Below are 26,096 nucleotides of genomic sequence, written 5' to 3'. Positions count from 1 at the left end.
GATATAGAACGTTTTGCTACTGACAAAGGTAACAGGGAATAGATGTGTACTTAGATTTTTTCACCAATCAAATCGGATTTCTATATGTATAGTTAATAACGTTAATAACTCAAATTAACGCCTAGTCAAGATTGATTTGAGAAAGCTTTTCGAGCTAATAAAATGCCATAAATTTATTTCCTTATGGCATTTTTTACTTTTAAATACTTTCACGTAAATGTAACTGAATTGGAACGCCTTGTTTTGAGCGCAGTGTAAGGGTTGCCCACGGTACAATATTAAAATCGGACACTAGTTTCAAATGGTACTTTTGAATAATAGTTGCAACAATCAATACCATTTCCATTTGTGCTAAATTCTTACCGATACAAATACGTGGGCCATTGCCAAATGGAAAATAAGCTCCTTTTGGCAACTGCTTTTCCAAACCATTAGCCCAGCGATGGGGATTAAACATATCTGGCTCTTCAAAGTAACGTGGATGTCGATGCATTATCCAAGGACTCATTAAAACTGTGCATCCTGTCGGTACTTTGTAACCGTCAATTTCGTAATCTTGAGTAGCTATACGAGGCATAACTGCGATCGGTGGATAAAGCCGCATTGCCTCCTTAATTATCGAATCGGTGTAACATAAATGGGGTAAATCTACAACTGAAGGATATCGGCCACCCAATACCTCGTTTAACTCCGTCAGTAACTTGCTTTGTACTTCTGGATGTAGCGATATCAGCAGAAAAGCCCAAGATAAAACCACAGCTACCGCTTCTTGTCCTGCAAAGAGTAAAGACACAACCTCATCTCGAAGTTGCTTATCATTCATTTGACTATTATCATCTTCATCACGAACTTGCATCAGCATCGAGAGTAGATCGCCTCGATCTTCACCACTTTCCCTGCGCCGCTGAATTAGGGAATAAATATATCGATCCATCTCTTGAAGAATACGGTCGTAACGTAAGTTATTCGTTGTTGACTGCTCCTCTAGCTCAGTAATTCCTTCTTGGGGTGGGTTCTCGAACAATCTTGTAGATACACCTAAAATGTAAGCGATGTCTTGAGCCTCTTTCTCCCTTAGCTCCTGATTGAAGATTACTTTCCAAATAATGTTCAAAGTGAGGTGTATCATGTCTGGCTGAAGATTGCGAATTTCGACATCTTGCCAAGTATCAAGTAAGCCTTGAGTATAGGTTACTATAGTGTCGCCAAAGTTGGTAATACGCTTATGATAGAGAACTGGTTGAGTAATGCGTCGTTGATGAAACCAGGATTCTCCTTCCTTGATAAATATCCCTTCACCAAGTAGACCTTGTAAGGCAGTACGCACATGAGGGCCTCTAATAAACAAAGCCCGATCCTTTGATACTTGGTCGATATAGGCGGGACAATTGAGTAATAAAGATGAATGTGTACCGATTTGTAGCGGCACAATATCCCCATATTCACGAGAGCATTTTGTTAAAAAGGCTAATTTCTCTTCGTTCAAAGTAGCCAGGGTATCAACTACAGATGCTCCTCTTGGACCAGGTAATTTAAATACATCTTGATTCATAATCTTTATATAATTTTAAACATTCTCCAGAAGTATCAGAGCTTTTATGTGATTAGCTCATAAAGAGCTAATGCAAGTATAGGTAATTAGATTGCTTTTTCCGTTAACTTCCGACCTTGATCGATATCGATTTGAATTGATTTAAGTCTGGTTTGCTGCGGACATATTATTGATAATGCTTCCTAATTAATTAGGCGAAAATAGGGAGGATAAGTAATATTATCTGCAACAACAATCGCCCTAGGAGCGAACTTTGCATAAAAACGCTCAAAGCAAGGAATGCAAGAATTTTTCCATATATCAAGCAAGATAAAATCCCATGCTCCTGGTAAATTCTCAATTAACTCTATAGCATCACCAAGTCAAAACTTTACAAAATTCTCTGGGAGTAAGCAAGTTTTATTCCTTAACTCTGAACTAGTTGATCCGATTCTGTAACTAAATTTCCTGCATAGTTAGGTGATTCAAAAACAGCAAAAGTTGAAATGTAATGTCCTGGCTTGGTTGTTAGCAGTTGCTTCTGGATTATTCAAATAACCTTCCATTTGTAGAAATGTCTCTAGGTTGAAGCGCGGCATTATCACAATATTAGCGCCATAGCTAAGACTGTAATTCAGTATGTTTATGCCGTCAAATGTCATAATAAAGCTACTATTTTCCTTTAGATCTCGGCATTTAATTAAAGGCAATTATTTTTACATCACTTAACGCGTTTTTTTAACCTCCTAGTCTCAACTAAGTACTAGGATATTTGATCGATTTTAACAGAAGATTATCTAATCTTTAAAGGTTGCTATTTTTTGAAAAACAACTAAATTTTCAATTAGTTGGGGTATAGACCCCAACTAATTAAATTACGAATTATTTTAACGGGTATCTTTAGTTATAATGATTTGGGTCAGAGTTGATTATTTTCCAGAGCAGTAACTATTAATATCCTTGACTATTGAACTTTCTTCGGCGCTACTTTTTTGCAGAGATGCCAAAAAATTCTTTGCTGCTGGTAGATTCTTTTTATCTATAGCTCCTGCTGCATTATTCAATTCCTTGCTGATGTTCTCATAAAGTGTAAGAAAGCGTCCCTGGAAACCTTGCAATTTTTCATCCTTAATTTCTAGTGCTTTCATTTCTTTGGCGAGTGGATCTATCTTAGCAGCAAGTTCTGTTAAAGCTTTAGAACCTTTTGCTGGGTTAGGATTTTTACCGAATTCCTGACCTAAAGTAGCTGCCTCATTGGCAACCTTGATGATTTTGTTACATTGGGCAACTTTACTTTCTCCGCAACCTGCAAATAATAAGGCGATCGCAGTTGTTGCTGCAAGTATAAAACTTTGTTTCAATAAGCTTTGCATAGATTTTATGATCTCCGACTATGTTTTGCAAAGTATGGGCTAAGGAAATTTATTGAACAGAATTCAGGAGTCAGAATTCAGAATCAATCTCAGGAAACTCTATTTCTGCTTCTGACTTTTATATCCCTGCTACTTTATACATTATTTTTCTGAAAATGTGTATGTAATTTCACTTAAATAAATATACAATTGTTATAGTTGCTTTACCCTTTCTCTGCCAATTTGGGAATTAACTTCAATGTTGTAGTAACATTTTTTTGTTCCCAAAGCATGGGGTGGTATTCAATTTGAACCCATTGTCCGCAGATATTTGTCAGCCTCAACCTGAGAGGAACCAAACATTTCTGAAAGTTGCCCAGAACCGATGTGTCGCCAAAAATCCATTTGCCAAAAACGGTCTTGGGCGTGAATGTAACCTTGTGCCATAAATAAATCGTGGGAATTGGCAGCCCAAATGTGGGGAATTCCCCATTTGTCCCGCTAGATAGTTACTTCGGCTTTCAATCCAGGTAGTTGAATTGTGCCACTCTCTTGGGGAAAGGATTGGCGCACAATGTGAGTGGCAAGTCCCATTAATAATATCCCCAGGACTAACAGCGCAATCAAAGTTGTTTGGACAATTTTCGGAAACGCTGGTTTCCGAGAGCTTTTTATTTGGGCTTGCCGTGGCATTGTTGAGTGAAATAACGCGATGTTACCACGTTGATATTACAGTAGAGATCGCTTTGTTCATAGTCGTTGTGTTCGGTACAGCGATCGCATTTCACGCATTTCTCAGAGGAATAAAATATGGCTATGGTAAAATCTTTATGTAGATGAGGATTTCAGCACTTTTTAAAAAACACTTATTTCTCTATGATAACCTGCGGAATGTGGGCTTTAACTCTATCCGCTTAATTCACGATGTCTCACCAACAGCGCAGCCTCCTAATTGTCGATGATTCCCCAGAAGATCGAGAACTCTATCGGCGATATTTGCAGCGCGATCGCGAATATTCCTATACTATCCTGGAAGCAAGTCTGGGAGAGGAAGGGCTAGAACTTTGGCAGCAACATCAGCCTGATGTTGTATTGATTGATTATCGACTCCCCGATATGGACGGACTGGAATTTCTGGCTGAATTGCAACCCTCTCAGCCGTGCTTACCTGTGATTGTTATTACCGGGCAGGGCAATGAGGCGATCGCAGTTCAGGCGATCAAAGCGGGCGCACAAGATTATCTTGTCAAAGGGCAAATTACCCCAGAAGGGCTGCAAATAGCTGTAAATACGGCAATTGAAACAGTCCGGTTACGCAACCAACTGCAACAGCGTATTGAACGAGAGCGCGTAGTCGCCCACATTACCCAACAAATTTACCAATCCCTGGAGCTACATAAAATTCTTCAGACAACCGTAGCGGAAGTACGGCAGTTTCTTCACACCGATCGCGTCCTGGTTTTTCAGTTAAAACCTGACGGGGATGGCACAGTAATAGCAGAATCAGTTGGGGCACACTGGCGATCGCTGCTCTCCCAAACTATGTACGATCCCTGCCTCGCAGAGAACTACCTTGCATGGAATCGACCAGGAATAAACTACGATCCCGCCTTTGTCGAGAATTATATCCAACGCTATCGTCAGGGTTACGTAACGGCAATATTTGATATTCACAATAGCAGTATTGATCCCTGCCACGTTGAATTGTTAGCTCAGTTTCAAGTAAAAGCTAATCTGGTGGTGCCGATTATTTCCGATAACCAATTTTGGGGATTGCTAATTGCTCATAACTGTGCAACCCCTCGAAGGTGGCAACCCTTAGAAATTGACTTGCTCAAAGAACTGGCGATTCAAGTTGGCATTGCAATTCGACAGGCAGAACTCTATCAGCTGGCACAGAATGAACTAACCGATCGCAGACGAGTAGAAGCAGAATTACGGGAGAGCGAAAAATGGCTGCGATTGGCACTGTCAGCCTCTCGGATGGGAACGTGGAACTGGAACATCCAGACGGGAAAAATTTCCTGGTCGGATAATCTGGAAGCCTTATTTGGACTACAACCAGGAGAATTTGACGGTTCATTTCAGATGTTTGCCGCGCGAGTCCACCCTGACGATCGCGATCGGGTGCTGGCAGCCGTCGATCGTGCTGTCGCCACTGGAGAAGACTATGACATTGAATTTCGGGTAGTATATCCCAACGGTACGATTCGGTGGGCACTAAGCCAGGGCAAGGTATTTTACGATCAACACGGACAACCGATGCAGATGGCGGGTATCGATCTAGATATCACCGAACGCAAACGATCGGCTGAAACTCTGCGTGAGAGTGAGGAACGTTTTCGCCAACTCGCAGAAAATATTGACGCGGTGTTCTGGATCAAAGAAGTGTTGGAAAATCGAGTCAGCTATGTCAGTTCTGCATATCAACGCCTGTGGGGATTGAACCCGCAAGAATTGTATGAAGGACAACAAGCATGGGTCGATCGTATTCACCCAGAGGATCGAGAAGCGACAGACAGAGCGTTTCATGAAAAAGCTGTCGCCGGTCAATTTAATGAAGAATATCGGATTATTTTACCCGATGGTAGTATTCGCTGGGTTCACGATCGCTGCTTTCCCCTGCGAGATGAAACAGGAGAAATTTATCGGTTTGCCGGGATTGCCGAAGACATCAGCGATCGCAAACAGGCAGAGCAAACGCTGCGAGACAGTGAAGAACGCCTGCAAATGGCACTGGAAGGTTCTGGTGGCGGTCTATGGGATTGGAACATTATTACTAATGAAGATTATTTAAGTTCCAGATGGCTGGAAATGCTGGGATATGAAAAAGGAGAGTTACCGGATGATTTTAGCAGTTGGGAGCGACTAATTCATCCTGACGATAAAGTTTGGGTGATGGAACGGTTGAATGCCCATCTTCAGGACGATTCGGTGTCTTACACATTTGAATATCAGATGTTAACCAAGTCTGGGGAATGGAAATGGATTGCCAACCACGGAAAAGTAGTTTCGCGCGATCAACAGGGCAATCCCCTGCGAATGGCAGGCATCCATCATGATGTCACAGATCGCAAACAGGCAGAGCTTGCTTTGCGAGACAGTGAAGAACGCTTCCGCACCTCAGTTGAAAATATGCTGGACTGCTTTGGCGTATATCGCACTGTGCGGAATGAGCAGGGGCAGATTGTCGATTTTGTGACTGAATATGTCAATAATGCGGCTTGTCTCAACAATCAAATGACTTATGAGCAGCAGATTGGGCGGGGATTGTGTGAATTACTACCAGGGCATCGTGAAAGTGGATTGTTTGATGAATATTGCCAGGTAGTAGAAACAGGACAACCGTTGATTAAAGACAGTTTAGTTTATGAAGATAAGTACGGGGAACAACGCTTAATTAGAGCCTTTGATATCCGCGTAGCTAAATTTGGAGATGGATTTGTTGCCACTTGGCGAGATATCACCGTTCGCCAACAAACCGAAGAAGCCCTGCGCCAGAGTGAAGAATTTAAGAACCGTATTTTAGATAGTAGTTCTGACTGCATCAAAGTATTAAGCCTCGAAGGGCGGCTGCTGTATATGAATACAGGCGGGCTTTGCTTAATGGAAATTGACGACTTAAATTCCCATCTCAATACTGAATGGCTCTGCTTCTGGGAAGGCAGCTATCGGCAACAGGCACAAGAGGCACTCGCTGCCGCTAAAACAGGTGAAATCAGAATTTTTCGCGGATACTGCCCAACTGTAAAAGGCACTCCCAAATGGTGGGAAGTAGTTGTTAGCCCTATTCTGGATGCTTCCGGGCAGCTGGAACGAATCTTATTGATTTCACGAGACATCACCGAGCGCAAAAAGACAGAACTCCTATTGCAAGAAAGCGAAGCCCGGTTGAAACTGGCGTACAAAGCTACGCGATCGGGAGTATGGGATTGGGACATTACCCACAACATAGCTCATGTCTCTGAAGAATACTGCAATCTATTCGGGTTTGACCCAAGCACACAGAAAGTCAGCTATGAAGAGTGGTTAAGCCGCTTACACCCAGACGATCGCACCTATGCCAATGAAATAGTGAGTTGTACCATCCAGCAAAAGCAAGAGTACTATGAAACTGATTACCGCATTCTACATCCTGATGGCATTCGCTGGTTAGCAGCTAGAGCTAAGGTTTTTTATGATGCTGCGGGCAATGCAGTACGGATGCTGGGCAACGTGCAAGATATCACCGATCGCAAACAGGTAGAAGAGGAGTTACGGCAAAGTGAAGAACGCTACCGCTACCTAGCAGAGGCGATTCCGCAACTTGTTTGGACTTGCGATGCCAGTGGTTCGTGCGATTACGCGAATCAACGATTGTGTGAATATACGGGATTGACCTTTGAAGAGACTTTAGGGCATGGTTGGTTATCAGCCGTTCACCCAGACGATATGCAAGCCACTCAATCTGTGTGGAATAATGCCGTGGATCGTCGCAGTAGCTATCGCCACGAATACCGCTTTAAAAGAGCTTCCGATCGCAGCTACCGTTGGCATTTGGTACTGGGACTGCCGCTAAAAGACCAATATGGACAGGTAGTGAAATGGTTTGGCACCTGCACAGATATTCACAATCAAAAGCAACTGGAAGTCGAACGCAATCGCCTACTTGCCCAAGAGCAAGCAGCCAGAGCCGAAGCCGAACGCGCCAATCGGATCAAAGATGAGTTTCTCGCCGTTCTTTCCCATGAATTGCGATCGCCTCTGAACCCCATTCTCGGCTGGACAAAACTACTGCAAACCCGCAAATTTAATGAAACCAAAACGGCTGAAGCCCTAGCCACCATCGAACGCAACGCTAAACTGCAAACTCAACTAATTGATGACTTGCTCGATATAGCCAAGATTCTGCGCGGCAAACTCAGCATCGAAGCTGCTCCTGTGAATTTGGCATCTGTGATTGAATCTGCCATCGACACGGTAAGTACAGCAGCCCTTTCCAAATCAATTCTGTTGCATCCGCTACTGCCGAATATTGGGCAAGTTTCTGGAGATTCTAACCGTCTGCAACAAATCGTTTGGAACTTACTTTCTAACGCCATCAAGTTTACTCCTAAAGGCGGACGGATAGAAATTCGACTAGAGCGAGTCAACGATCAAGCCCAGATTATCGTCAGTGACACTGGCAAAGGGATTAACCATGAGTTTCTCCCGTATATTTTTGAGTCATTCCGTCAGGAAGATGTCTCAATTACTCGCAAGTATGGGGGATTAGGATTGGGGTTAGCGATCGTCCGGCAATTGGTTGAGGCTCACGGCGGCACCATCACTGCTGACAGTCCAGGTGTTGGCTTGGGAGCCACCTTTACAGTCCAGTTGCCACTACTGAATATTGCACCCCAAATCGAGCAGACAAATGAGTTGCCACAACTAGCACTCGAACTGACGGGAATTCGAGTCCTCGCCGTTGATGATGACCCTGATGCCCGTGAGCTATTAACAGTATTACTTACTGAATACGGAGCTGAAGTCTTAACTGTTACCTCTGCGGCAGAAGTATTGGCAAACCTGGAGTCCTTCCAACCCGATGTCTTAGTCAGTGATATTGGGATGCCGGAAGTCGATGGCTATACCCTCATTCAACAGATCCGAGCTTTACCCCCAGAAAAAGGCGGAGAGATTCCAGCGATCGCTTTAACTGCCTATGCTAGAGTTAGCGATCGCCAGCAAACCATAACCAGCGGCTATCAACGGCACGTTACCAAGCCCCTCGATCCAGAAGAGTTAGTTCAAACTGTGGTGGAACTCGCACATACTCAACTACCCCAAAATGATTCAGTTTAAGGGAACTTCAAGAAATAAAAACAAGCGCTTGAAGTTGTTGACTGTTGACTGTTGACTGTTGACCGTGAACAGTGGGATATTTTTGTATCTCTAGTTAGTAAAGCTATGGTGTACGCACAATTCTCTTAATCAGCACCTTTGTTGCATCGACCTGCACCTTTGTTGCATTGACCTACACCTTTGTTGCATCAACCTGCACCTTTGTTGCATCAACCTGCACCTTTGTTGCATCGACCGACACCTTTATTGTATCGACCTATACTTTTGTTGCATTGACCTGTACCTTTGATGCATTGACCTGCAAAAATTAATCTAGGGAACAGGATAAAAATAAGCTTGGCTGGATTAAGAGTTGTTTTGGTAGAACCAGCTAGTCCAATAAATGCGGGAGAGAACGCTAGGGTTTCGAGCTATATCATTTAGTAATAGTCAATTTTCAATGGGAAAGCATATCATGCCGAGAATTACTGTAGAAGTATCAGAGGAATTATCTCAACAAGTAGCACAAGTAGGCGATCGCTGCTTATGCACATGTCAATCCTAATCTGGCTGGAACACAGCCATTAGCTGCTAAACAAGCTGTATTCTTTGGTGGGAATGGAGGAATTTACCTATCAGTCAATAATAGTACTGCTGCCTTTAATGCTACCAGTGACCTCTTGATTAACGTTACAGGTATGACTGGCACACTAGCGACTGGTTCGTTAACTACAAACAACTACTTTGCCCTATGAGGGAGGCGGAAGTTGGAAGGTTGGTGTGAGTGAGATAATCTAAAAGGTAGTTCCATCTATTTTAGTCATCTACAACAATTAGCAAGCAGCGATAGTTCAGTATGGCCAAAGATATTTTTCACAACGCCGTTAAAACTGCGCTGCAAAAAGACGGTTGGACGATCACCCATGACCCTTACCAATTGCGCTACGGTCTTGTCGATATCTATATTGATCTAGCCGCAGAACCTGCGTTGGCAGCCGAGAAAGAAGGACGTAAAATAGCAGTAGAAGTAAAAAGCTTTGCTGGTGGATCGACGATTTCGGAGTTTCATACAGCGTTGGGTCAGTTCCTCAACTATCAAGCTGCTCTAGAAGTTTCCGATGAGCCAGAACGCATTCTATATCTCGCTGTACCCACAGATACTTATCAAACCTTTCTCCGCTTTGAACCAGCAAAAACAGTCATTGAAAAATACAAGGTGAGACTAATTAATTATCATCCTGTTCGGGAGGTCATAGAACAATGGATCGAATAGAGGAATACCGCCGAATTGTATGTGATTTTTTAGAAGAATTTGCTACTAACGATGTGCAAGCACAGTTAGTTTTTGATCCGGTGCGCGATCGCTATTTAGTCATGCACAACGAATGGCGAAATGAATACCGCATTTACGGATGTGCGATGCAGCTAGATATTATCGAGGGGAAAATTTGGATTCAACACAACAGCACTGAAATTTTCATCGATCAAGAACTAATTCAGCGTGGGGTTGATCGCAAAGATATTATTCTTGGTTTTCGTTCTCCGAGCGTCCGTAAACTTCTAGCTGCCAAAAATTGAAATAATAATTGCCACAGATACAGTCTTGAAAGCGATCGCCAGTAACCCTTTGCTAATCTAAAATCTAAAATCTAAAATCTAAAATAATATTAAGTACGATCGCGGGAGGCAAAAAATGAGCTTGGCTGGATTAAGAATTGTGTTGGTAGAGCCAGCTGGGCCGATAAATATTGGGGCGATCGCCAGGGTAATGAAAAATTTTGGGCTAGATAATTTAGTATTAGTCAACCCCCAATGCGATCCGCTATCGACGGAAGCTTTGATGATGGCTGTTCATGGTCAAGAAATTTTAGAATCTGCGGTAATAGTGCCAACCTTACCAGAAGCATTGCATGGATGTGTCAGAGCGATCGCTACAACCGGTCGCGTTCGCAGTTGGGAAACACCTTTAGAAACGCCCCGCACGGCACTACCCTGGTTAGTGGAGGAACCAGAAAAACCCGCAGCATTGATTTTTGGTAGAGAAGACCGGGGATTAAGCAATGAGGAATTAAATTATGCTCAGCGGTTTGTTGGTATTCCCACAAATCCAGATTATGTCGCCCTCAATTTGGCTACTGCCGTGGCAATCTGCTGTTATGAATTGTCACAATGTATAGAGTTAGCTGCTACTCAGAAATTACCCCAAACTGAACTTGCATCCTTAGATGTTGTAGAAGGATACTACCAGCAATTAGAATCAGTATTACTGAAGATTGGTTATATCTATCCGCATACCGCAGCTAGTCGCATGGGAAAATTTCGCCAACTATATAATCGCGCTCACCTGAAAACTGGTGAGGTAGCCATGCTGCGAGGGATTTTGCAGCAGGTAGAATGGGCGCTGAAAACTCAGAGGGATGGTGAAAACTTGTAATTATTCGTTTAATATATACGCAATCATCCCCCCAAAATATTTAATATCGCTTAAACTAAACACAAAAATGCTACTTAGTGGCAAAGTGGAATTTGAGTATTAATATTGCTTAAAGATTAAGTTTTGGGTCAGGAGTCTGCAAGAAAACAGTCCAGTGGGTCACAAGGAGTAATTGTGTCAGAGTCAAGTGACGAACTAACAGCTTTCTCGCGGCGTCAACCCTTAAATCGCCGCCAGAGGGCACAACCAGTTCAAAAAGTGGTCAAGAAGAAAGTTAAAGTTAACAGCCAGCAACAAGCTACAAATGCACCAGCAGGAGCGCTAACACGCTCAAAAAATCAAATCAGTCCTGCCCCAATCCCTGGTGGTACACGTAGGGTAAAATCGGGGTTAGTTATGCCAGTGGCAGTAAAACCAATACCCACTGTCAAGGGAAAAATTCCTCCCTTGCAACGCCGCACTGGAACAGTTCAAACAGTGCGGATGGAAAAGCCAAAAATCGGCAGACGTTCATCGCGGAAGACTCGGTTAAAGCCAATGGCCAAAACCATATTGTACGTTTTGCGGTTGTTAATTGTCGGTGTTGGTATGGGTGCAATTGTGGGCACTTTGCTATCAATCTTAGATCCGGCTAATCGTATCACCACAAATACACCGCTTCAACCTACTAATACTAATGTAGGGCGATCGCAGCCGCAACCTACCCAAGCTCCCCCAGTTACATCTTCAAACCTATACCTATCCCAAGAAATTCTCCCTTTGAAAAATGCGGTGCAAAATTTGGCGACCACTAACCCAAATTTAACGCCGGGAGTTTTCTTAGTAGATTTGGATACTGGTAATTATGTAGATATCAATGCCTCTACCAGTTTTCCAGCGGCTAGCACCATCAAAGTGCCGATTCTGATTGCTTTTTTCCAGGATGTAGACGCTGGGAAAATTCGCTTAGATGAAATGCTGACTATGCAGCAGGATATGATGGCAGGTGGTTCGGGAAATCTGCAATACAAAGCAGCTGGAACCCAGTACGCGGCTCTAGAAGTTGTCACTCAAATGATTACAATTAGCGACAACACAGCCACAAATATGTTAATTGCCAGACTGGGAGGGATAGACGCTTTAAACCAGCGTTTCCGTAGTTGGGGATTGACAACTACAACTATTCGCAATAAATTACCCGATTTGGAAGGGACAAACACCACTAGTCCCAAAGAACTAGGGAATTTGATGGCAATTGTCAGTCAGGGAAATTTAGTCAGTATGCCATCACGGGATCTCATGCTGGATATTTTGCGCCGTACCCAGAGAGACTCACTGCTACCATCGGGCTTGGGAACAGGCGCGAGAGTATATCACAAAACGGGTGATATTGGCACAATGTTGGCAGATGCAGGTTTAATTATTGTTCCAACTGGCAAGCGTTACATAGCTTCTGTGATGGTACAACGCCCCAATAATGACCCTCGCGCCGAAAAACTGATTAGCTCAATTTCTCGTGCTGCTTACCAAGAGTTTAGCCAAAATGCGGTTACACCCAACAATACTACAAGCACTATACCTGCTAACGGTTATCAATCCCCGATTATCAGTCCTGTTTTACCCAACGGTACGACCAGCACTGTACCTATGACTGGTTATCAGCCTCCGATTATCAGTCCTGTGCCGACAAATAGTTATTCATCTCCAGTTATGAATCCCCAGTATTACCCACCAAGATAATTCGTAATTCCTAATTCGTAATACTTCGGCTCCCTTAGGCTTCGCGGTAGTTTAGCGTAGTCGAAACTCAGGGCAAGACGCTCAGGACAAGTTCGTAATTCGTAATTAAAAATTCCTCTACCTAATGATGATAGTCAAGTTTCAGGTGGGTTTTAAATTTTTATTGAAAATATAATTAGGAATTATCAATTACTATTGGAAACAATTTATGCGACGTTATATTGAGGCTAACGGTATGAAATATGGTGAATTTTAAATGAATATATCAAAAGTATATAAAAAATGAGCGGCGAACTAGAACTGATTGCCTGCAATCCTCACCCTATCGAGAGTAACGGTTTTAATCCTAATGCCTCTCTGCCATACAGCTGTACAATTGAATACATTCATTTGGCAATGAATAATTTTGTAGAATTCTTAGGCCTAAATTTGCTAAGTTTGATCTTCAAAAATCTAGCTCTTGCTAGATGTTCTAATCCTTTTAAAAGCTATAATCTACATCTGTTGCACCGAGAGATTAACTTGTGGATGTCATATTAGAACGATCGCACCAATTAAAACAAGCCTTAGTTGATTTTGTCCTGGATGCAGAAGGCGAACTCGCACAAGCACTGGAAACCTATGCAGCTGCACAGTTACGGCGTGGAAGTGGGGATAGTACACAGCAGGACTTAATTATCGATCGCTTTCTCACAGAAGGCAAAGTTAGCGATCGCTCACCATTAGAGTTATTTATCGAAACTCATCCAGATTTAGACGAGGGCGATCGCAACTTAATCAATAGTTGGCATCGTAGTTTTATTGGCTTATTTGCCATTAGCAACATCCTACCTGATGGCTTTGAATTGATCAACTGGTTGACAGATAAACACTACATTGTCAAACCAAACAATACTCAAACATTGCAGGCAATATCTCGGCTAAGAGTTGGAGAAATTTTACTAACTCGCATTTCTCCTGTTACCGATAGCTATTGGATGTTCTCTGGCCCTTACACAGTTATGGGTAACTTGGGCAAACCAAAACTGGCTGTTGCTATTGGGAATTTCAAAGAAAACTATAAAAGTAATCTTTATAGCGATGCTCCAGAATTGCTAGAGGAAGCTTGGCAATCAGTAGGACAATATCATCAACAGTTTCTAGAATTTTTTGGTACTGATGAAATTACTTTACCTGGTTACCAGCTAAATAAAAAAATCGGCGAATTCCAAGAATTAATTACGGAAAAAACCTTAGCAGCAGCCGGAATTGATCCTTCTAAATCTCTAGCGGAAGTGGCAGAAGAAGCTGGAATTAAAGATGAGGAAATCAAAGCCGCAGCAGAAGAATTGGGTGCCGACTCTAACGCTGTTTCTCAGATATTTAACAACAAAAGTGGCAATACTAAAATGGTGATGCCAAAGGTTGATTTACCTCCTGAACTCAAAAAAGCAGAACAGGTAACGGCTCTTTCTCATCCCCGTTGGGGGCAAATGTTTTTACCAACATATAGCAAGATACAAACAATTTTATCAGCATCAGATTGGCAAAGTGTTGAAGGTGCTGAAAAACTAATTCGCTACTACCTCGAAGACAAAAGTATTAATGCCTTTGTTTGGCATCGCTTAGCCCAACAGTATCCAACTCAATTAGAAAATGTGTTACAAACATATCTGCAACGTCCAGAATTTCGGGTTGAAAGTGACTTAGATGCACTTTTGCAAGAATTCCACAAACCTATTGAGCCAGAGTTACCAGAAATTGCTAGTGTACCTATACATCTGCACAATTTATTTCAAGAAGCTTTAGGAGAAGTGAACAAATCTAAGCCTAAGAGTAAGGGACAACAAAAGCCGGCAAAGGGTTTTCAAAGAAGTTAGCAGATAGATATATAAGGAATTTCCAACAAATAAATTATTCCATCTTGTGGGATGAGCAAGATGAGCGCCCATAGCCAAAGGCGCTCATGTCCTTATTGGTGTCAATATCTTGATCCCCCTAAATCCCCCTTAAAAAGGGGGACTTTAATAGATGTTTTTCTGGTTCCCCCCTTCTTAAGGGGGGCTAGGGGGGATCGAATTATATGCAGCTTCATAAAAAATTGGTATTAAAGCTATTATATTTACGATAAATTTGATTAATCTTTTTTTTGTCAATAATAAAATCATTTGAACTATCATCATAAATTAGTTCATAAGCAGCATTTTCATAACATTCTGCTATTGTTAGCATCATAATAGTGAGACTAGTATATCCTGGTTCAACTAGATCGTATTCCTTAGCATCACTAAAAATTATCGAACAACTTTCTAAATTGTCTTTAAGAACTATTTCACCATATTTGAGGTTTCCTTCAGAAAAGAACAAAGGAAAGAAATAAGGCTCACTCTGTCTTGTTACCTTGTAGACATTTAATGCCTTTTGTAGAGGTAGTAGTTCCATGTTATCAAAAATACATGTTAGTACATCTGAATTAGAACCATTTCTCCATTGATATAATTCATAAACTTATTTTGGTAACAAGACTGAATTTTTTTTCGCAAGTTCTTCGATTTCGGTATAGGTAAGCCCTGGTTGTAAATATGAAATAGCTTTAGAGCTGTTTTGTTGTAGACAATTGAATATCCGGTCTAAAGCTTCAGTTAGAGTAGACATAATATTCTCTAGAGAACCTATTATTTATTACCGACTTTCCGCCTGAGTTGACACTGTTAATACTTGCGGTGGTGTCGCATCTGGGGGATAAAGAAAGTCTATTTCTACTAAAGAGCGATCGCCAGCTTTCATGTTTAATGAAACTAAAGGTTCTCCTGCTTGACCTCGCTTCTGTACCAAGTGGATAAACTCTGTTTTTGGCTGATTTTGCTCATCTCTGTAACGTACCCGCACTGTCCCTCGAAAAAATACCTCACGGGCTGGTATGTTCAAAAAGCGTAACCCCGGTTGAACTAACCGATCCTCTTTTAGTGGTGTTTGCATCGATACACTAACAGTCTGAGGACTTTGAGTATTGTTATATAGTGGTAACTTCAAACTATATTGAATTCCATAGTTGCCATGAGCGCGATATGCAGTGTCAGGATAGCGCACCAGCATAGTAGCACTTTGAATTTGACCAGTTCCTAAGGTACCACCATGCAAGGTACTCAGAGCATAGGAAAACATTTGGCCAGGCTGAGGAATAGTTAGATACCTGGATTTGGGATTATCTACTAATAAAGCTCTCCACCGAGAACCACGAACTACTCCGGCTACACGTCCATAAATTCTTGGCTTACCAGTTTCTTCTAAGGGAGTGGGGGTTTTATCCCGTGGGCTAGCTAAATCACCATTATCTAGTATATTTTCCCATTCTTGGAGATTAGGCGATCGCTCACTACCATCAGGATTCACCCGCGCAAACATCGCCAGGCTAGCTGCATAGACAATGCCACTACTTTGCAGACGTATCAAAGTAGACCGACCATTTAAAAGTGGTGTCAATCCCTGCACTGGAATTGGTAAATTTAGTAACATCCGACTTTCGCCTGGTGGAATTTCAATTTGGTCAGGGAAAATTCCTTGTCGTTGTCCTCTTAATATATCAGTCATCACGCGATCGCCAGGCCCGGCAAAAATTTTCCCTAAAGGATTTTGGCTAAAGGATGGTAACTGAATAAATGGTGCATCAGGTTGACTCAAATAACTCGCCGCTTGCCAAATATCTACTTTCACCAATTCCGAACCAGGGTTATGCAAAATTATCCCCAAGTAAAGAGAACGTAAATTTTCTGGTGGTTCAGCTTTGGCAACATGGTGAGCAAAAATATCAAATCGTCCTCGAAAGGGAAAATTCAGATGTGCTGTTGGTACTTTTTTTCCATTTGGTGGAAAAGTCGAGAGTAAAATTCCTTCCTTTAAAATTAATTCTGGACTATTGCTATTAAATGTTGGCACTGTATCCAACTGACCTGGTAAAGGACGCACTTCTTGCGATTGCAACACTTCTTCAGACGGTGCTGTAGTGGGACTAGATTGGGCTATCAGAAAACTTAGTAAAAATGGCAACATATACTTAGGTATTACTTTGAACATAGAGACACTAACAAGTTTATGAAAGTGCCAGTTTGTTAATAATTAATACGAAATCGGTCAGAATGCCGCTTAAATTTTCTGCATTCAGAAGGGGAACGTGGACAAATATACAACGCGCCGCAAGTTGGCTTTGACTTAAGTAGTCCAATACTGAATAGTAAAGTCCTTCGCAAACAAATTTACCGCAATCATGGCTAATGTCAATTGCCGCTGCTCCCGCGACTAATTTTTCCAAATCAACTTCTGTCTGCAAAACACTTTCTCCAGAGCTAGCAGCTAACTCCAGACTTAATCTCGTGCGACTTGCAGCCATGCCACAACAGATGATGTAATCAGGTTGGATAGCATTGATTTTTTCAATTACCTGAGAACTTGCCAGTTGGACATCTACCGGTAACTGGCGTAAAAAAGTTAAATCATGGGGTATCAACTCAACTTTTGTAACTTGTACTAATAAATCATCAGAAGAATTTGACTGTTGATCGCTCAGCCAAGTGGCAAAAGAAGTTAATAGAATTCTTTTATTCATAACAAATATTATTTAGAATAGGAATATTATTTAGAATAGAAAAACCCTCCATAATAATTTTACAAGGAGCAGGTAAATGCCAGTGATTGCGGTCGTAGATTACGAGATGGGAAATTTGCACTCAGTCTGCAAAGGCTTAGAAAAAGCTGGGGCAACTCCGAATGTTACTTATTCCGCAAAGGAATTAGAGCGGGCAGATGCGATAGTTTTGCCGGGAGTGGGAGCATTTGATCCCGCAGTACAACAACTACGATCGCGTGGTTTAGAACAACCGATTAAAGAAGCGATCGCCTCTGGCAAACCTTTCTTAGGCATCTGTTTGGGATTGCAAATTCTCTTTGAATCAAGTGCAGAAGGCATCGAACCAGGACTGGGAATTATTAAAGGAAAAGTACGCCGATTTCGTCCCGAACCAGACATTACTATTCCTCACATGGGTTGGAATCAGCTGGAAGTGACCCAGCCAAAAAGTCTTTTATGGGAGCATTTACCCTCTAATCCTTGGGTGTATTTTGTCCATTCTTTTTATGTTGACCCAATAGAAGAGGAAATTCGTGCAGCAACCATCACTCATGGTACTCAAACTGTCACAGCTGCGATCGCCCACGAAAACCTGATGGCAGTGCAATTTCACCCCGAAAAATCTTCTAATATTGGCTTGCAAATCCTGTCTAATTTTGTTGCCCAAGTACGGGAAAAAATTCCTGCATAATTATTTTTGTCCTTTGTTAATTAACAAAACAAGTGACCAATGACTAATGACTAATGACTAATGACCAATGAGTCTGAGAATTTACGGGAATCGACAGCTAAAAACTTTACCAGGGAAAGAGACTAGACCTACTAGTGCTAGGGTAAGGGAGGCAGTCTTTAATATTTGGCAAGGAAAAATTGCAGGTTGCCACTGGCTAGATTTATGCGCTGGTACTGGTTCAATGGGCGCAGAGGCTTTGTGTAGAGGAGCCAGCTTAGTAGTAGGAATTGAAAAATCAAGCCGAGCCTGTGCCACAATTGAGCAAAATTGGCAGCAGGTAGGTAATACCGAGCAAGAATTTCGGGTATTGCGGGGAGATATAATTGGGCAGTTAAAGACCTTATCAGGCAGCCAATTTGACAGAATTTACTTCGATCCACCTTATGCGAGTGGATTATATCAGTCAGTTGTAGAAGCGATCGCTCACTATCAACTTTTAGATCCTAGTGGCGAAATCGCAGTTGAACACGCTTCACAAGGTTGGACATTACCAGAGGTTCCCCATTGGGAAATTTGCCGCAAGAAAGTTTACGGCAATACATCACTTACTTTTTGTCGAATTGGGAGTCAAAGAGCAGGAGATGAGGGAGCAGAGGAAAATTCTAACTCCTAACTCAATACGGTTCGGTTAAAGGGGAAAGGTTAAAGGGACTCATATTTTGAATACATCCTTTCCCCAGACCACACTCGATTGTGAAAAATGCTTATCCGAACCGTATTGACTCCTAACTCAGCACGGGCTAAACCTTAGCTATCCGCTAACAGCACTCACCAAGCACTCTCTCACCCTCCAAGCTGGTTGGGGCGCTTGTATTGCTTGTAGGCAGCGTAAAACAGTCCCGCGAGTGTGACGAAAACTAGACCAAGGACAATACCTGACAGCAGGGGTTCAACCACGGGAAATCTCCTCTTTGCAATTATTAAATATTGGTTTCCTGTTTTTGATTTTACCAAATTCGGTATGAATCCTGCGCCCTACAGCATTATTGAAGGACAACTGCCTACAAGAAAATAGTCTTCTGTGCTTGCAGACACAATCAAGAACTTTTAAGCTATGTGTAGGAAATGAAAACTTTTTAGCCCACCTAGACTTCATCGCAAACCTTTTGGATAACCAGATTAGCAAAACTGAAATTTTGATTCAGCGCATCGTTTTATTGACGCTGACCATCCTACTAGCAGTCCCTTTGGGCTTTTTTGGTGTTCACTTGGTTCAAGCCTCTGATCCCTATGTTAAGAGTGTTTTATCCTTAACAGGAAACCCAATTCAAGGACATGCTATTTTTCAAATTAATTGTGCTGGTTGTCATGGCTTAGAAGCAGATGGGCGAGTGGGACCCAGTTTACAAGCTGTCTCAAAGCACAAGTCTCAGTATGGACTGATTCATCAAGTCATCAGTGGGGAAACGCCGCCAATGCCAAAGTTCCAGCCTAGTGCCCAAGAAATGGCAGACCTTTTGAGCTATTTAGAGTCCTTATAAGTAAGTCGGCGAAATTTAAAGTTAACTAGCAAAGTCCGTCATTGTTCATTGGTAAGGGTTTTAAACCTATTGACCTTTCATCACATAATGGCGCAAAGAGAAGGAAGAAATCCTTAACTGAACCGTATTGCCCCATACCCCATTCCCAAAAACTCCACCTACAAGGGGATAGAGTTTTTCATCTCTGCTGGTTTTTACGTAGAATCTTTGATAAAAACTCATATAAATTGTATATTTTAAAGTGTGTCAGCAAATTACTATTTAATTATTCCAAAAGTAAGCCTAACGTACCTAACTCAGTGGAACTCAGGCAAAAGTCCCCACTGAATCGGCTACGTTATCTCTTCTTTGACAAACCAGATATTCTTAAGATGCCCCAAAGCTAATGACTGAAACGATCCAAATCGGTAATCGTACAATCACAGCGAGTGAACTGATTTCTTTACTGGCAAGTTACCAAATGCTGCCACAATTGCAGCGAGAATTGATCATCGATGAAGCGATCGGTCAAAACTCACACTCCTCTAACGTAGCAATAGAGTGTACACCTGAAGAAGTAGCCCAAGCTAAACAGCAGTTTTATGCTGAAAAACAGTTCAAAAATGAAGAAGACATCCAAGCTTGGATGACACATCAAGGTTTGACTTCTGAACAACTAGAAGCTATCACCACTCGAAAACTGAAAATTGAAAAATTCAAGCAAGCCACTTGGGGTAATAAACTCGAATCTTACTTTTTTCAGTCCAAGACGAAACTTGACAAAGTAATTTATTCTCTACTACGAACTCAGGATGTAGGAATTGCCCAAGAACTTTACTTTCGGATTCAGGCAAAAGAAAACTCTTTTGCTGACTTAGCACGGGAATATTCACTTGGACCAGAAGCCCAAACTGGTGGTTTAGTAGGTCCAGTTGAACTGAATGCACTACATCCAGTGATGGTACAAATGCTCTCTAGCAGTCAGCCAGGTCAAATATTGCCCCCTACACGCATTGCTGAATGGTTTGTGATTTTGCGTCTAGAAAAATTTATCCCCGCACAATTGGATGAATTTATGAAAGTGCGTTTACTAAATGAATTATTTGAAACTTGGTTACAAGAACAGCAAAAACAAATCATGTCTGCACGAAGAGAACAAGCTGCAAAAGAGGCATAGGAAGTTCAAGTGACTAATCACCAGAATCACGAATCACTTTTGACTCTTGAATTATAACTTTTGATTGTTGAGGACGTACTCTTGAATTCGCTTTTCTAGCAACTTTTTGCTCAGAAAACATTTCTCGCAAAACAAGTGCAGGGTCTACATAGTTATTGTCATATTTCAGTCCCCAGTGGAGATGTGGCCCAGTGGTACGTCCAGTCATACCTACCCGACCAATTCTCGCTCCAGTTGGTATTTGCTCACCTTCCCAAATTTGAATTCCACCTGCACGGTCAATGAAATAACGACGACCAGATGCAGTTTCTACGTTTCCTTCCATGTGGCAATAGGTGTGTTCCCATTCTCCTGATTTAATTACTATATGGGAGCCGCAAGCGTCGCGATCGCCAACTTTAACTACTGTACCTACCCACCAATTACGAATGTAACTACCTTGTGGGGCTGCCATGTCTAAGCCTCCATGAAATTCCCAATTAGAACCGCCAGTAGCCGAAACACGATAACCAAAACCAGATGTGTAAGCTTGAAAGTTTTCTACAGGAAAAGAAGCTGCTAGCCAACTATTAGCTCTCGCTACTTTTTTTGGCTGAATTTCTCTAGCTTTAACTATTTCTGCCTGAGGTAATAGAGTAATTAAACTTACAATACCCAATCCTAATATCAATAATGTGGCTCCAAGCACTACTCTTTGTTGTTGCTTACTCATTTTTTAATTCCTTAATTTAATAGTTAGTAAATTTATTTATATGTATATTAGTTTCTATTTCTGCTATAAATTGAATTCAAATCCTCATTATGGATGATAATTGATGACAAAAGATAGCATATTATTTGTTTTGTTAATTGTCTAGTATTTTCCTTTAATATCCAGCAAATTTCACGCAAACTAAATAATAATATCAAGTTATAGTCTGTTAAATCTGAATTCTCATCTGTGGAAAATAGAAAGTAAAAAATCACACTTGTAAATATGTAATTTGATACAGATATTAAGTATAAAATTTATCTTGAATCAAAGTTAGGAAAAATAATAGATAGTAGCTCATCAAAAAAATTTTAACCGATAGAACTTTGTACTAAACTCCTAAATAGGCTGGAGTAAGCTTAACAGCAAGAGACTTGCCAAGCAGTTGAAATCTTGTTAACGTTTATGCTTAAAATTGCACAAGAGGTTTAATTAGCATCTACTAAAAGCTAAAGTTGACCCTTTGCAGGACTCCCCCAAGACATGCTGACTGAAATTTTACCTTTCCGCTTTGAATTAGACACGATCGCGATCGCCGGAGCGAGTTTGTGGTCATTGGCGTTATATCTAGGTTTTTCCAAAGCCAGTGAATGGGTAATCGAGCAACTCAACCGCTGGTTTAACTTTGCAGAGCGATCGCTTTACACCAGCCAGTCAGAATTTGAAAAGACTCGTAAAGCCAGAGAATCCCAAAACGCATTCTACGCATCACTGTTTAGTATTTTCCCCTTCTTGATAGTTGGCACTTTATTTAACTGGGGCGTAGAACTCAGTTTGGGGCCTAGTTGGGGAATCAGCTTAGGTATACTTGCTTGTATTAGTTGTGGCATTTTTGAACTAGGACGACGGAATGGGGAGTCTTCGGATTAACTAGAAAGAAGCAGGGAGATGAAGAAGCATTAATAACTAATGCCCAATTCCCCATTTACCCCAACTCCCCAATCTCCTCGCCAACAATCTGTGCTATCTTCTGGGCAGCTCCACTTTCGCCACGAACCTGACGTAGCTTGGCTCGTATATCGTCCAATTTTTCTGGACGATCTAAAAAATCTAATACCATTTCTCCAACTTCTGATGTCTGGAGTTTGCCTACGAGTTCTGGCACAATCTCTTCCTGTGCCCAGATATTTGGCCATGCTAATAAACCTTTACGTCTGAGGAACATCCAGTTAATGACCTTGGCAAAGGTAGAACCGACACCTGGCAAATTAGCCAGTAAGCCTGGTAAACCATCCCAAGAACGCATAGCATCTAATTGTTGTGTAGGTAGCAAAACAATCATTGGCACTCCTAAAGCACCGAGTTCAGCAGTGTTTGCCCCCACTGTAGTTATGCAGATGCGGCACTGTGATAATAAGTCATAAGCAGGGTTTTCTTCTGATAATTCTACAGTTAAGCCTGTCTGTGTTTTTAGTGATGCCTTGGTTTTAGCGTCCTCTGAAATAATTAAGGAAGCACCCCTAAAATCAAAAATTTCTACAAAAGGGTTTTTTTGGGAATCAGCAAAACTGGCTAAGTATTGTAAATCCACAGTTGGAGCGACAGGAATCACAAATTTGGTTTGCGATCTCTTAGTGTGAATGTATTCAGCAATGCCTAACATTAAAGGTAACCCTTGGGTTAATTTTGCCGCTTTTGAACCCGGTAAGATACCAATCAAGTCACCTATTTGTCCTTTGTCGTGTGCCAAGGACGTAGGTGTATGATCAATGACTACACTACTAGCTTCTAACATCAAATCTCCCACAACAGTGAATTTGTGGGCATATTTTGGTGAAACATGGGCAGCAACTTGAGCTTTCATAACTCCAAAGCGGTCAATTAAGTTGTGCCACCTGGCTTGCCATTCGGCGTAAACGACTGTGCGATATCTTAGTTTTCTGCCAATAACTACAGGGAAAATTTGATCTCCACCCAGGAAGACAACTACCCCGCGACTTCTCCAGTCCCAATTTTCAAATGTTTTGCCCCAAAGCAAAAATTGCCAAAAATGCTCTGCTGACTGAACTCTGTCTACTTCTGGGAAAGAAAGAGCGATCGCACTTTCTTTCCCACTAGCATTTGGGCAAGGTGATAATACCACAGAAATTCTGACTACAGAACGGTCATCGCCTAGTTGTTGCCGCAATGCCTTGACTACTGGACGCACCCAGGTTGTTACCTCTCCCGGGCCATTTGATAGGATGAGAATATCTACTTGAGTCATTAGTTAATGGTTAAGAGTTAGGAGTCATTAGTTAAGAGGTAAATATTACCTAATTCGTTCCTAAGTTACAGAGTTACGACACTACTGATATAATTACAGACTATGTTCGATAACGTCTGTAAATTTCTCGCAGAATGATTTTCCAGTGATTTTGCAACATGGCTACTCGGTGAACCAATTACACTTACCAAACTGAGTCCTTCTGAATTATCCCTCGAACCCATCCGCGCCGATGCACTAATTTTGTTGCAGTCAGACGAAATTATACTGCATATCGAATTCCAAACCCAACCAAAAGCTAATATTCCCTTTCGGATGACTGATTATCGGTTACGGGGATATCGAAAATTTCCCCATAAACGAATGCGTCAGGTGGTAATTTATTTACAACCAAGCGATTCTGAGCTAGTTTACCAAACAGAGTTTGTTTTAGAGAATAGTTTCCACAGATTTGAAGTAATTCGACTTTGGGAACAGCCAACCGAACTATATTGAAGCGAAAAAAGGTGATTTAAAACCTCGTTTAGGGCAATGTGCAGCAGAAATGATTGCCGCACAAAAATTCAATGAAACCAATAATATACCGATTAAAACAATCTATGGGAGCGTCAGCAGCGGTACGGCTTGGCGATTTTTGAAATTAGAAGGACAAACACTGAATATTGATTTGAATGATTATACCGTTCCCCCAGTTGAAATACTATTGGGAATGTTGGTTTGGATGGTGCGGGAAGGTTAGATATTTTGATCTTTGTGTCTTAGTGTCTGTGCTTAAAACAGGATCGCTTCAAAAATACGAAAAACTTTACGCTAACCCTCTCAAATCTCTATTATGTAGAAATCGAATACTCTAGGGAACGTGGATTATCGATTCTTTTGGAAGCGTCTAATATTTCTAGAGCGATAATATTTCCATCTTCGTCATAATCTAAAATTACCCCTGGCTTTTCTTCGTCACTATCTTCTATGGGTACATCACTCAATATAATTCTTAATATATCTACTTCTGGGTCATAGGTAATTTTCATAGTTCTCTCCAGTATTTTTCGATTTTACTAGTTTTATATACGGTTATTACAACTGCGGGATCAACATCATCTACTACGATAACGCGTAGCAAGAATGTTTTCACACTACCAAAGTCAATTTTTGACTGGTAGACTTTTCTACCTTCTTTTTCTGACAGTAATTGTCCAGGAGAATTCAGAACGGATTCAACTACAGCTTTTGATATATTTCTTCGCTCCATCTCTGTCTGTGCATGACGAGAAATTATATACTTCATTTTTACCTGTTTGCTTATCAAGCATAGTCTGATTTAGGCAGAAGATAAATACTAATTGCTTTTATAATTATCTAAATTATTTAATTCATCTTCCAAAGAATCTAAATCTTGAGAAGTTGGAATTTTCATACTAATCAAAAATACTATTTGATTATTTTCAATATTTATATTAGTTACATTAACTACTGCTTTATCAGGCGATAAATCTAACCCTGGAACCTTTATCGACTGATTTTTATACCCTGCATCATCAAGCCATTCAGAAATATTTCGCCAATTTTCTAGCTTTTCATCAGACTTATCCAACAGACTTTTTACATACCTGTACACGGTTGCACAGAGGTCAGTTTCTACACCCTTCCCATTTTTACCAAGTTTGTCAGCTATTTCAGCCGGACTGAAGCCACAAAGCAAACCCCGCAAATGTCGCTTTTCAACTGGTGTCAAACGCTTTCCTTTCACTGATGACAAATCAGAGTAAAGGGTTTCCAAGTCCCAGTGGTTTTCTGCTTGCATAAAGGGTTCATTCCTGGATGCCATAGTCCAATTTTGAAGATTGTCTTAAAATTTCCTGATGTAATTTTACCATTATCCCTGATGGCAGCTAGGGGATGATTAGCTTTTAATAGCAGGATACTGAGATGAAAGCAACAAAATTTACATTAAATTTAGCGATCTATTATGGATAAGCTAGTTGACAAAATCGCAGCATTAGGTGTGCCTGGTCTTGTACTTTTGGTTGCTATGGCTGTCACAGGATGGGCTGGAGCGGCTGCAATAACTACAGCTTTAGCAGTGCTTGGTGGACCATTCGGAATGCTTGGAGGAATTGCTGTACTTGGCTTGCTTGCTCTAATGTCACAAGGATTAGCTGAGTATGGATTTGAAGCAATTTTTAAGTCTACGGTAGATCAACTTAGAACAAAAGGGAAATCTAAATCAGATATAGAACGCGAGATTGAATCTTACCCTATTTCAAGCGATTTGAAGTTGAAAATAAAGGATTATTTGAGAAAACTTGCATAGCTGAGATACTGTTTCAT

Annotated in this window: 26 protein-coding genes and 2 pseudogenes; 16 read left to right on the top strand and 12 right to left on the bottom strand. The window is 41.3% G+C overall.

The window, feature by feature from the left end:
• Nucleotides 1-199 precede the first annotated feature (199 nt).
• The 3 genes from ACFG4S_RS21695 to ACFG4S_RS21685 form a co-directional block, all read right to left on the bottom strand.
• On the bottom strand, nucleotides 200-1,552 hold the full coding sequence (locus ACFG4S_RS21695) for a cytochrome P450 (protein WP_392531073.1): 1,353 nt from the start codon (nucleotides 1,550-1,552) through the stop codon (nucleotides 200-202).
• 908 nt (nucleotides 1,553-2,460) lie between these two features.
• The gene (locus tag ACFG4S_RS21690) at nucleotides 2,461-2,904 is read right to left on the bottom strand and encodes a hypothetical protein (RefSeq protein WP_392531072.1); all 444 of its coding nucleotides are present in this window, start codon (nucleotides 2,902-2,904) and stop codon (nucleotides 2,461-2,463) included.
• Nucleotides 2,905-3,186: 282 nt separating this feature from the next.
• Nucleotides 3,187-3,330 carry a penicillin acylase family protein gene (locus tag ACFG4S_RS21685; RefSeq protein WP_392531071.1) on the bottom strand — a complete coding sequence of 48 codons (144 nt, stop codon included), beginning with the start codon at nucleotides 3,328-3,330 and terminating at the stop codon, nucleotides 3,187-3,189.
• A gap of 182 nt (nucleotides 3,331-3,512) precedes the next feature.
• Here ACFG4S_RS21685 and ACFG4S_RS21680 point away from each other — a divergent pair, with 182 nt between their 5' ends.
• The 8 genes from ACFG4S_RS21680 to ACFG4S_RS21645 all read left to right on the top strand — a co-directional run bounded on the left by ACFG4S_RS21680 (nucleotide 3,513) and on the right by ACFG4S_RS21645 (nucleotide 14,697).
• Nucleotides 3,513-3,719, top strand: coding sequence for a hypothetical protein (locus ACFG4S_RS21680; protein ID WP_392531070.1), 207 nt, complete (start codon nucleotides 3,513-3,515; stop codon nucleotides 3,717-3,719).
• Nucleotides 3,720-3,807: 88 nt separating this feature from the next.
• Entirely contained in the window at nucleotides 3,808-8,706 is a 4,899-nt protein-coding gene (locus ACFG4S_RS21675) for a PAS domain-containing protein (protein WP_392531069.1), read from the top strand.
• Between the two features lie 515 nt (nucleotides 8,707-9,221).
• Complete coding sequence (locus ACFG4S_RS21670; RefSeq protein ID WP_392536050.1) at nucleotides 9,222-9,440, top strand: bluetail domain-containing putative surface protein; 219 nt, start codon at nucleotides 9,222-9,224, stop codon at nucleotides 9,438-9,440.
• A gap of 101 nt (nucleotides 9,441-9,541) precedes the next feature.
• Nucleotides 9,542-9,958 (top strand): XisH family protein, encoded by a 417-nt coding sequence (locus ACFG4S_RS21665; RefSeq protein ID WP_392531068.1) that lies wholly within the window; start codon nucleotides 9,542-9,544, stop codon nucleotides 9,956-9,958.
• On the top strand, nucleotides 9,946-10,263 hold the full coding sequence (locus ACFG4S_RS21660; RefSeq protein ID WP_392531067.1) for a XisI protein: 318 nt from the start codon (nucleotides 9,946-9,948) through the stop codon (nucleotides 10,261-10,263). Before ACFG4S_RS21665 ends, ACFG4S_RS21660 begins: the two co-directional genes overlap by 13 nt.
• A 115-nt stretch (nucleotides 10,264-10,378) precedes the next feature.
• A complete protein-coding gene (locus tag ACFG4S_RS21655) occupies nucleotides 10,379-11,119 on the top strand; it encodes an RNA methyltransferase (RefSeq protein ID WP_392531066.1) in 741 nt (246 codons plus the stop codon).
• Nucleotides 11,120-11,293: 174 nt separating this feature from the next.
• Nucleotides 11,294-12,838: a serine hydrolase gene (locus tag ACFG4S_RS21650; RefSeq protein ID WP_392531065.1), complete on the top strand. Its 1,545-nt coding sequence runs from the start codon at nucleotides 11,294-11,296 to the stop codon at nucleotides 12,836-12,838.
• Between the two features lie 524 nt (nucleotides 12,839-13,362).
• Complete coding sequence (locus tag ACFG4S_RS21645) at nucleotides 13,363-14,697, top strand: hypothetical protein (RefSeq protein ID WP_392531064.1); 1,335 nt, start codon at nucleotides 13,363-13,365, stop codon at nucleotides 14,695-14,697.
• Between the two features lie 211 nt (nucleotides 14,698-14,908).
• Here the strand turns inward: ACFG4S_RS21645 and ACFG4S_RS21640 are convergent, their stop codons facing one another.
• From ACFG4S_RS21640 to ACFG4S_RS21630, 3 genes are all read right to left on the bottom strand, one after another.
• Nucleotides 14,909-15,259, bottom strand: a complete 351-nt coding sequence (locus ACFG4S_RS21640) for a hypothetical protein (RefSeq protein WP_392531063.1) — start codon at nucleotides 15,257-15,259, stop codon at nucleotides 14,909-14,911.
• 240 nt (nucleotides 15,260-15,499) lie between these two features.
• Nucleotides 15,500-16,867, bottom strand: a complete 1,368-nt coding sequence (locus ACFG4S_RS21635; RefSeq protein WP_392536049.1) for a DUF3370 domain-containing protein — start codon at nucleotides 16,865-16,867, stop codon at nucleotides 15,500-15,502.
• Nucleotides 16,868-16,907: 40 nt separating this feature from the next.
• Nucleotides 16,908-17,420 carry a peptidase C15 gene (locus ACFG4S_RS21630; protein WP_392531062.1) on the bottom strand — a complete coding sequence of 171 codons (513 nt, stop codon included), beginning with the start codon at nucleotides 17,418-17,420 and terminating at the stop codon, nucleotides 16,908-16,910.
• 76 nt (nucleotides 17,421-17,496) lie between these two features.
• On the opposite strand from ACFG4S_RS21630, the gene hisH reads away from it, so the two are divergent.
• Nucleotides 17,497-18,132, top strand: coding sequence for an imidazole glycerol phosphate synthase subunit HisH (gene hisH, locus ACFG4S_RS21625; RefSeq protein ID WP_392531061.1), 636 nt, complete (start codon nucleotides 17,497-17,499; stop codon nucleotides 18,130-18,132).
• A gap of 67 nt (nucleotides 18,133-18,199) precedes the next feature.
• Nucleotides 18,200-18,787, top strand: coding sequence for a 16S rRNA (guanine(966)-N(2))-methyltransferase RsmD (gene rsmD, locus ACFG4S_RS21620; RefSeq protein WP_392531060.1), 588 nt, complete (start codon nucleotides 18,200-18,202; stop codon nucleotides 18,785-18,787).
• Nucleotides 18,788-18,957: 170 nt separating this feature from the next.
• On the opposite strand, the gene petG is transcribed toward rsmD, so the two are convergent.
• Entirely contained in the window at nucleotides 18,958-19,071 is a 114-nt protein-coding gene (gene petG / locus ACFG4S_RS21615; RefSeq protein ID WP_063721252.1) for a cytochrome b6-f complex subunit V, read from the bottom strand.
• 209 nt (nucleotides 19,072-19,280) lie between these two features.
• Between petG and ACFG4S_RS21610 the strand changes: the two genes are divergently transcribed.
• The gene (locus tag ACFG4S_RS21610; RefSeq protein ID WP_392536048.1) at nucleotides 19,281-19,655 is read left to right on the top strand and encodes a c-type cytochrome; all 375 of its coding nucleotides are present in this window, start codon (nucleotides 19,281-19,283) and stop codon (nucleotides 19,653-19,655) included.
• A gap of 385 nt (nucleotides 19,656-20,040) precedes the next feature.
• On the top strand, nucleotides 20,041-20,811 hold the full coding sequence (locus tag ACFG4S_RS21605) for a peptidylprolyl isomerase (protein ID WP_392531059.1): 771 nt from the start codon (nucleotides 20,041-20,043) through the stop codon (nucleotides 20,809-20,811).
• Nucleotides 20,812-20,824: 13 nt separating this feature from the next.
• On the opposite strand, the gene ACFG4S_RS21600 is transcribed toward ACFG4S_RS21605, so the two are convergent.
• Nucleotides 20,825-21,523, bottom strand: coding sequence for a M23 family metallopeptidase (locus tag ACFG4S_RS21600; RefSeq protein ID WP_392531058.1), 699 nt, complete (start codon nucleotides 21,521-21,523; stop codon nucleotides 20,825-20,827).
• 522 nt (nucleotides 21,524-22,045) lie between these two features.
• On the opposite strand from ACFG4S_RS21600, the gene ACFG4S_RS21595 reads away from it, so the two are divergent.
• Nucleotides 22,046-22,432, top strand: coding sequence for a hypothetical protein (locus ACFG4S_RS21595; RefSeq protein ID WP_392531057.1), 387 nt, complete (start codon nucleotides 22,046-22,048; stop codon nucleotides 22,430-22,432).
• 55 nt (nucleotides 22,433-22,487) lie between these two features.
• Here the strand turns inward: ACFG4S_RS21595 and ACFG4S_RS21590 are convergent, their stop codons facing one another.
• Nucleotides 22,488-23,768, bottom strand: a complete 1,281-nt coding sequence (locus tag ACFG4S_RS21590) for a lipid-A-disaccharide synthase (protein ID WP_392531056.1) — start codon at nucleotides 23,766-23,768, stop codon at nucleotides 22,488-22,490.
• A gap of 102 nt (nucleotides 23,769-23,870) precedes the next feature.
• Between ACFG4S_RS21590 and ACFG4S_RS21585 the strand changes: the two are divergent.
• Together ACFG4S_RS21585 and ACFG4S_RS21580 are read left to right on the top strand one after the other, a co-directional pair.
• A pseudogene (locus ACFG4S_RS21585) lies at nucleotides 23,871-24,260 on the top strand (Rpn family recombination-promoting nuclease/putative transposase); the annotation flags it as partial.
• Nucleotides 24,259-24,507 (top strand): annotated as a pseudogene (locus ACFG4S_RS21580) (hypothetical protein); the annotation flags it as partial. The pseudogenes ACFG4S_RS21585 and ACFG4S_RS21580, both read left to right, overlap by 2 nt.
• A 91-nt stretch (nucleotides 24,508-24,598) precedes the next feature.
• Here ACFG4S_RS21580 and ACFG4S_RS21575 read toward each other — a convergent pair.
• From ACFG4S_RS21575 to ACFG4S_RS21565, 3 genes are read right to left on the bottom strand one after another with little or no spacing between them, the layout of a single operon-like run.
• Nucleotides 24,599-24,796 carry a DUF2283 domain-containing protein gene (locus tag ACFG4S_RS21575; RefSeq protein WP_292724987.1) on the bottom strand — a complete coding sequence of 66 codons (198 nt, stop codon included), beginning with the start codon at nucleotides 24,794-24,796 and terminating at the stop codon, nucleotides 24,599-24,601.
• Nucleotides 24,793-25,053: a DUF4258 domain-containing protein gene (locus ACFG4S_RS21570; protein WP_392531055.1), complete on the bottom strand. Its 261-nt coding sequence runs from the start codon at nucleotides 25,051-25,053 to the stop codon at nucleotides 24,793-24,795. Before ACFG4S_RS21570 ends, ACFG4S_RS21575 begins: the two co-directional genes overlap by 4 nt.
• A gap of 51 nt (nucleotides 25,054-25,104) precedes the next feature.
• Entirely contained in the window at nucleotides 25,105-25,569 is a 465-nt protein-coding gene (locus ACFG4S_RS21565; protein ID WP_392531054.1) for a helix-turn-helix transcriptional regulator, read from the bottom strand.
• 165 nt (nucleotides 25,570-25,734) lie between these two features.
• Here ACFG4S_RS21565 and ACFG4S_RS21560 point away from each other — a divergent pair, with 165 nt between their 5' ends.
• The gene (locus tag ACFG4S_RS21560) at nucleotides 25,735-26,079 is read left to right on the top strand and encodes a hypothetical protein (protein WP_392531053.1); all 345 of its coding nucleotides are present in this window, start codon (nucleotides 25,735-25,737) and stop codon (nucleotides 26,077-26,079) included.
• Nucleotides 26,080-26,096 lie beyond the last annotated feature (17 nt).

The organism is Nostoc sp. C117 (genome assembly GCF_043099735.1).
GTDB lineage: Bacteria > Cyanobacteriota > Cyanobacteriia > Cyanobacteriales > Nostocaceae > Nostoc.
This window is presented reverse-complemented; position numbering and strand designations above follow the sequence as displayed.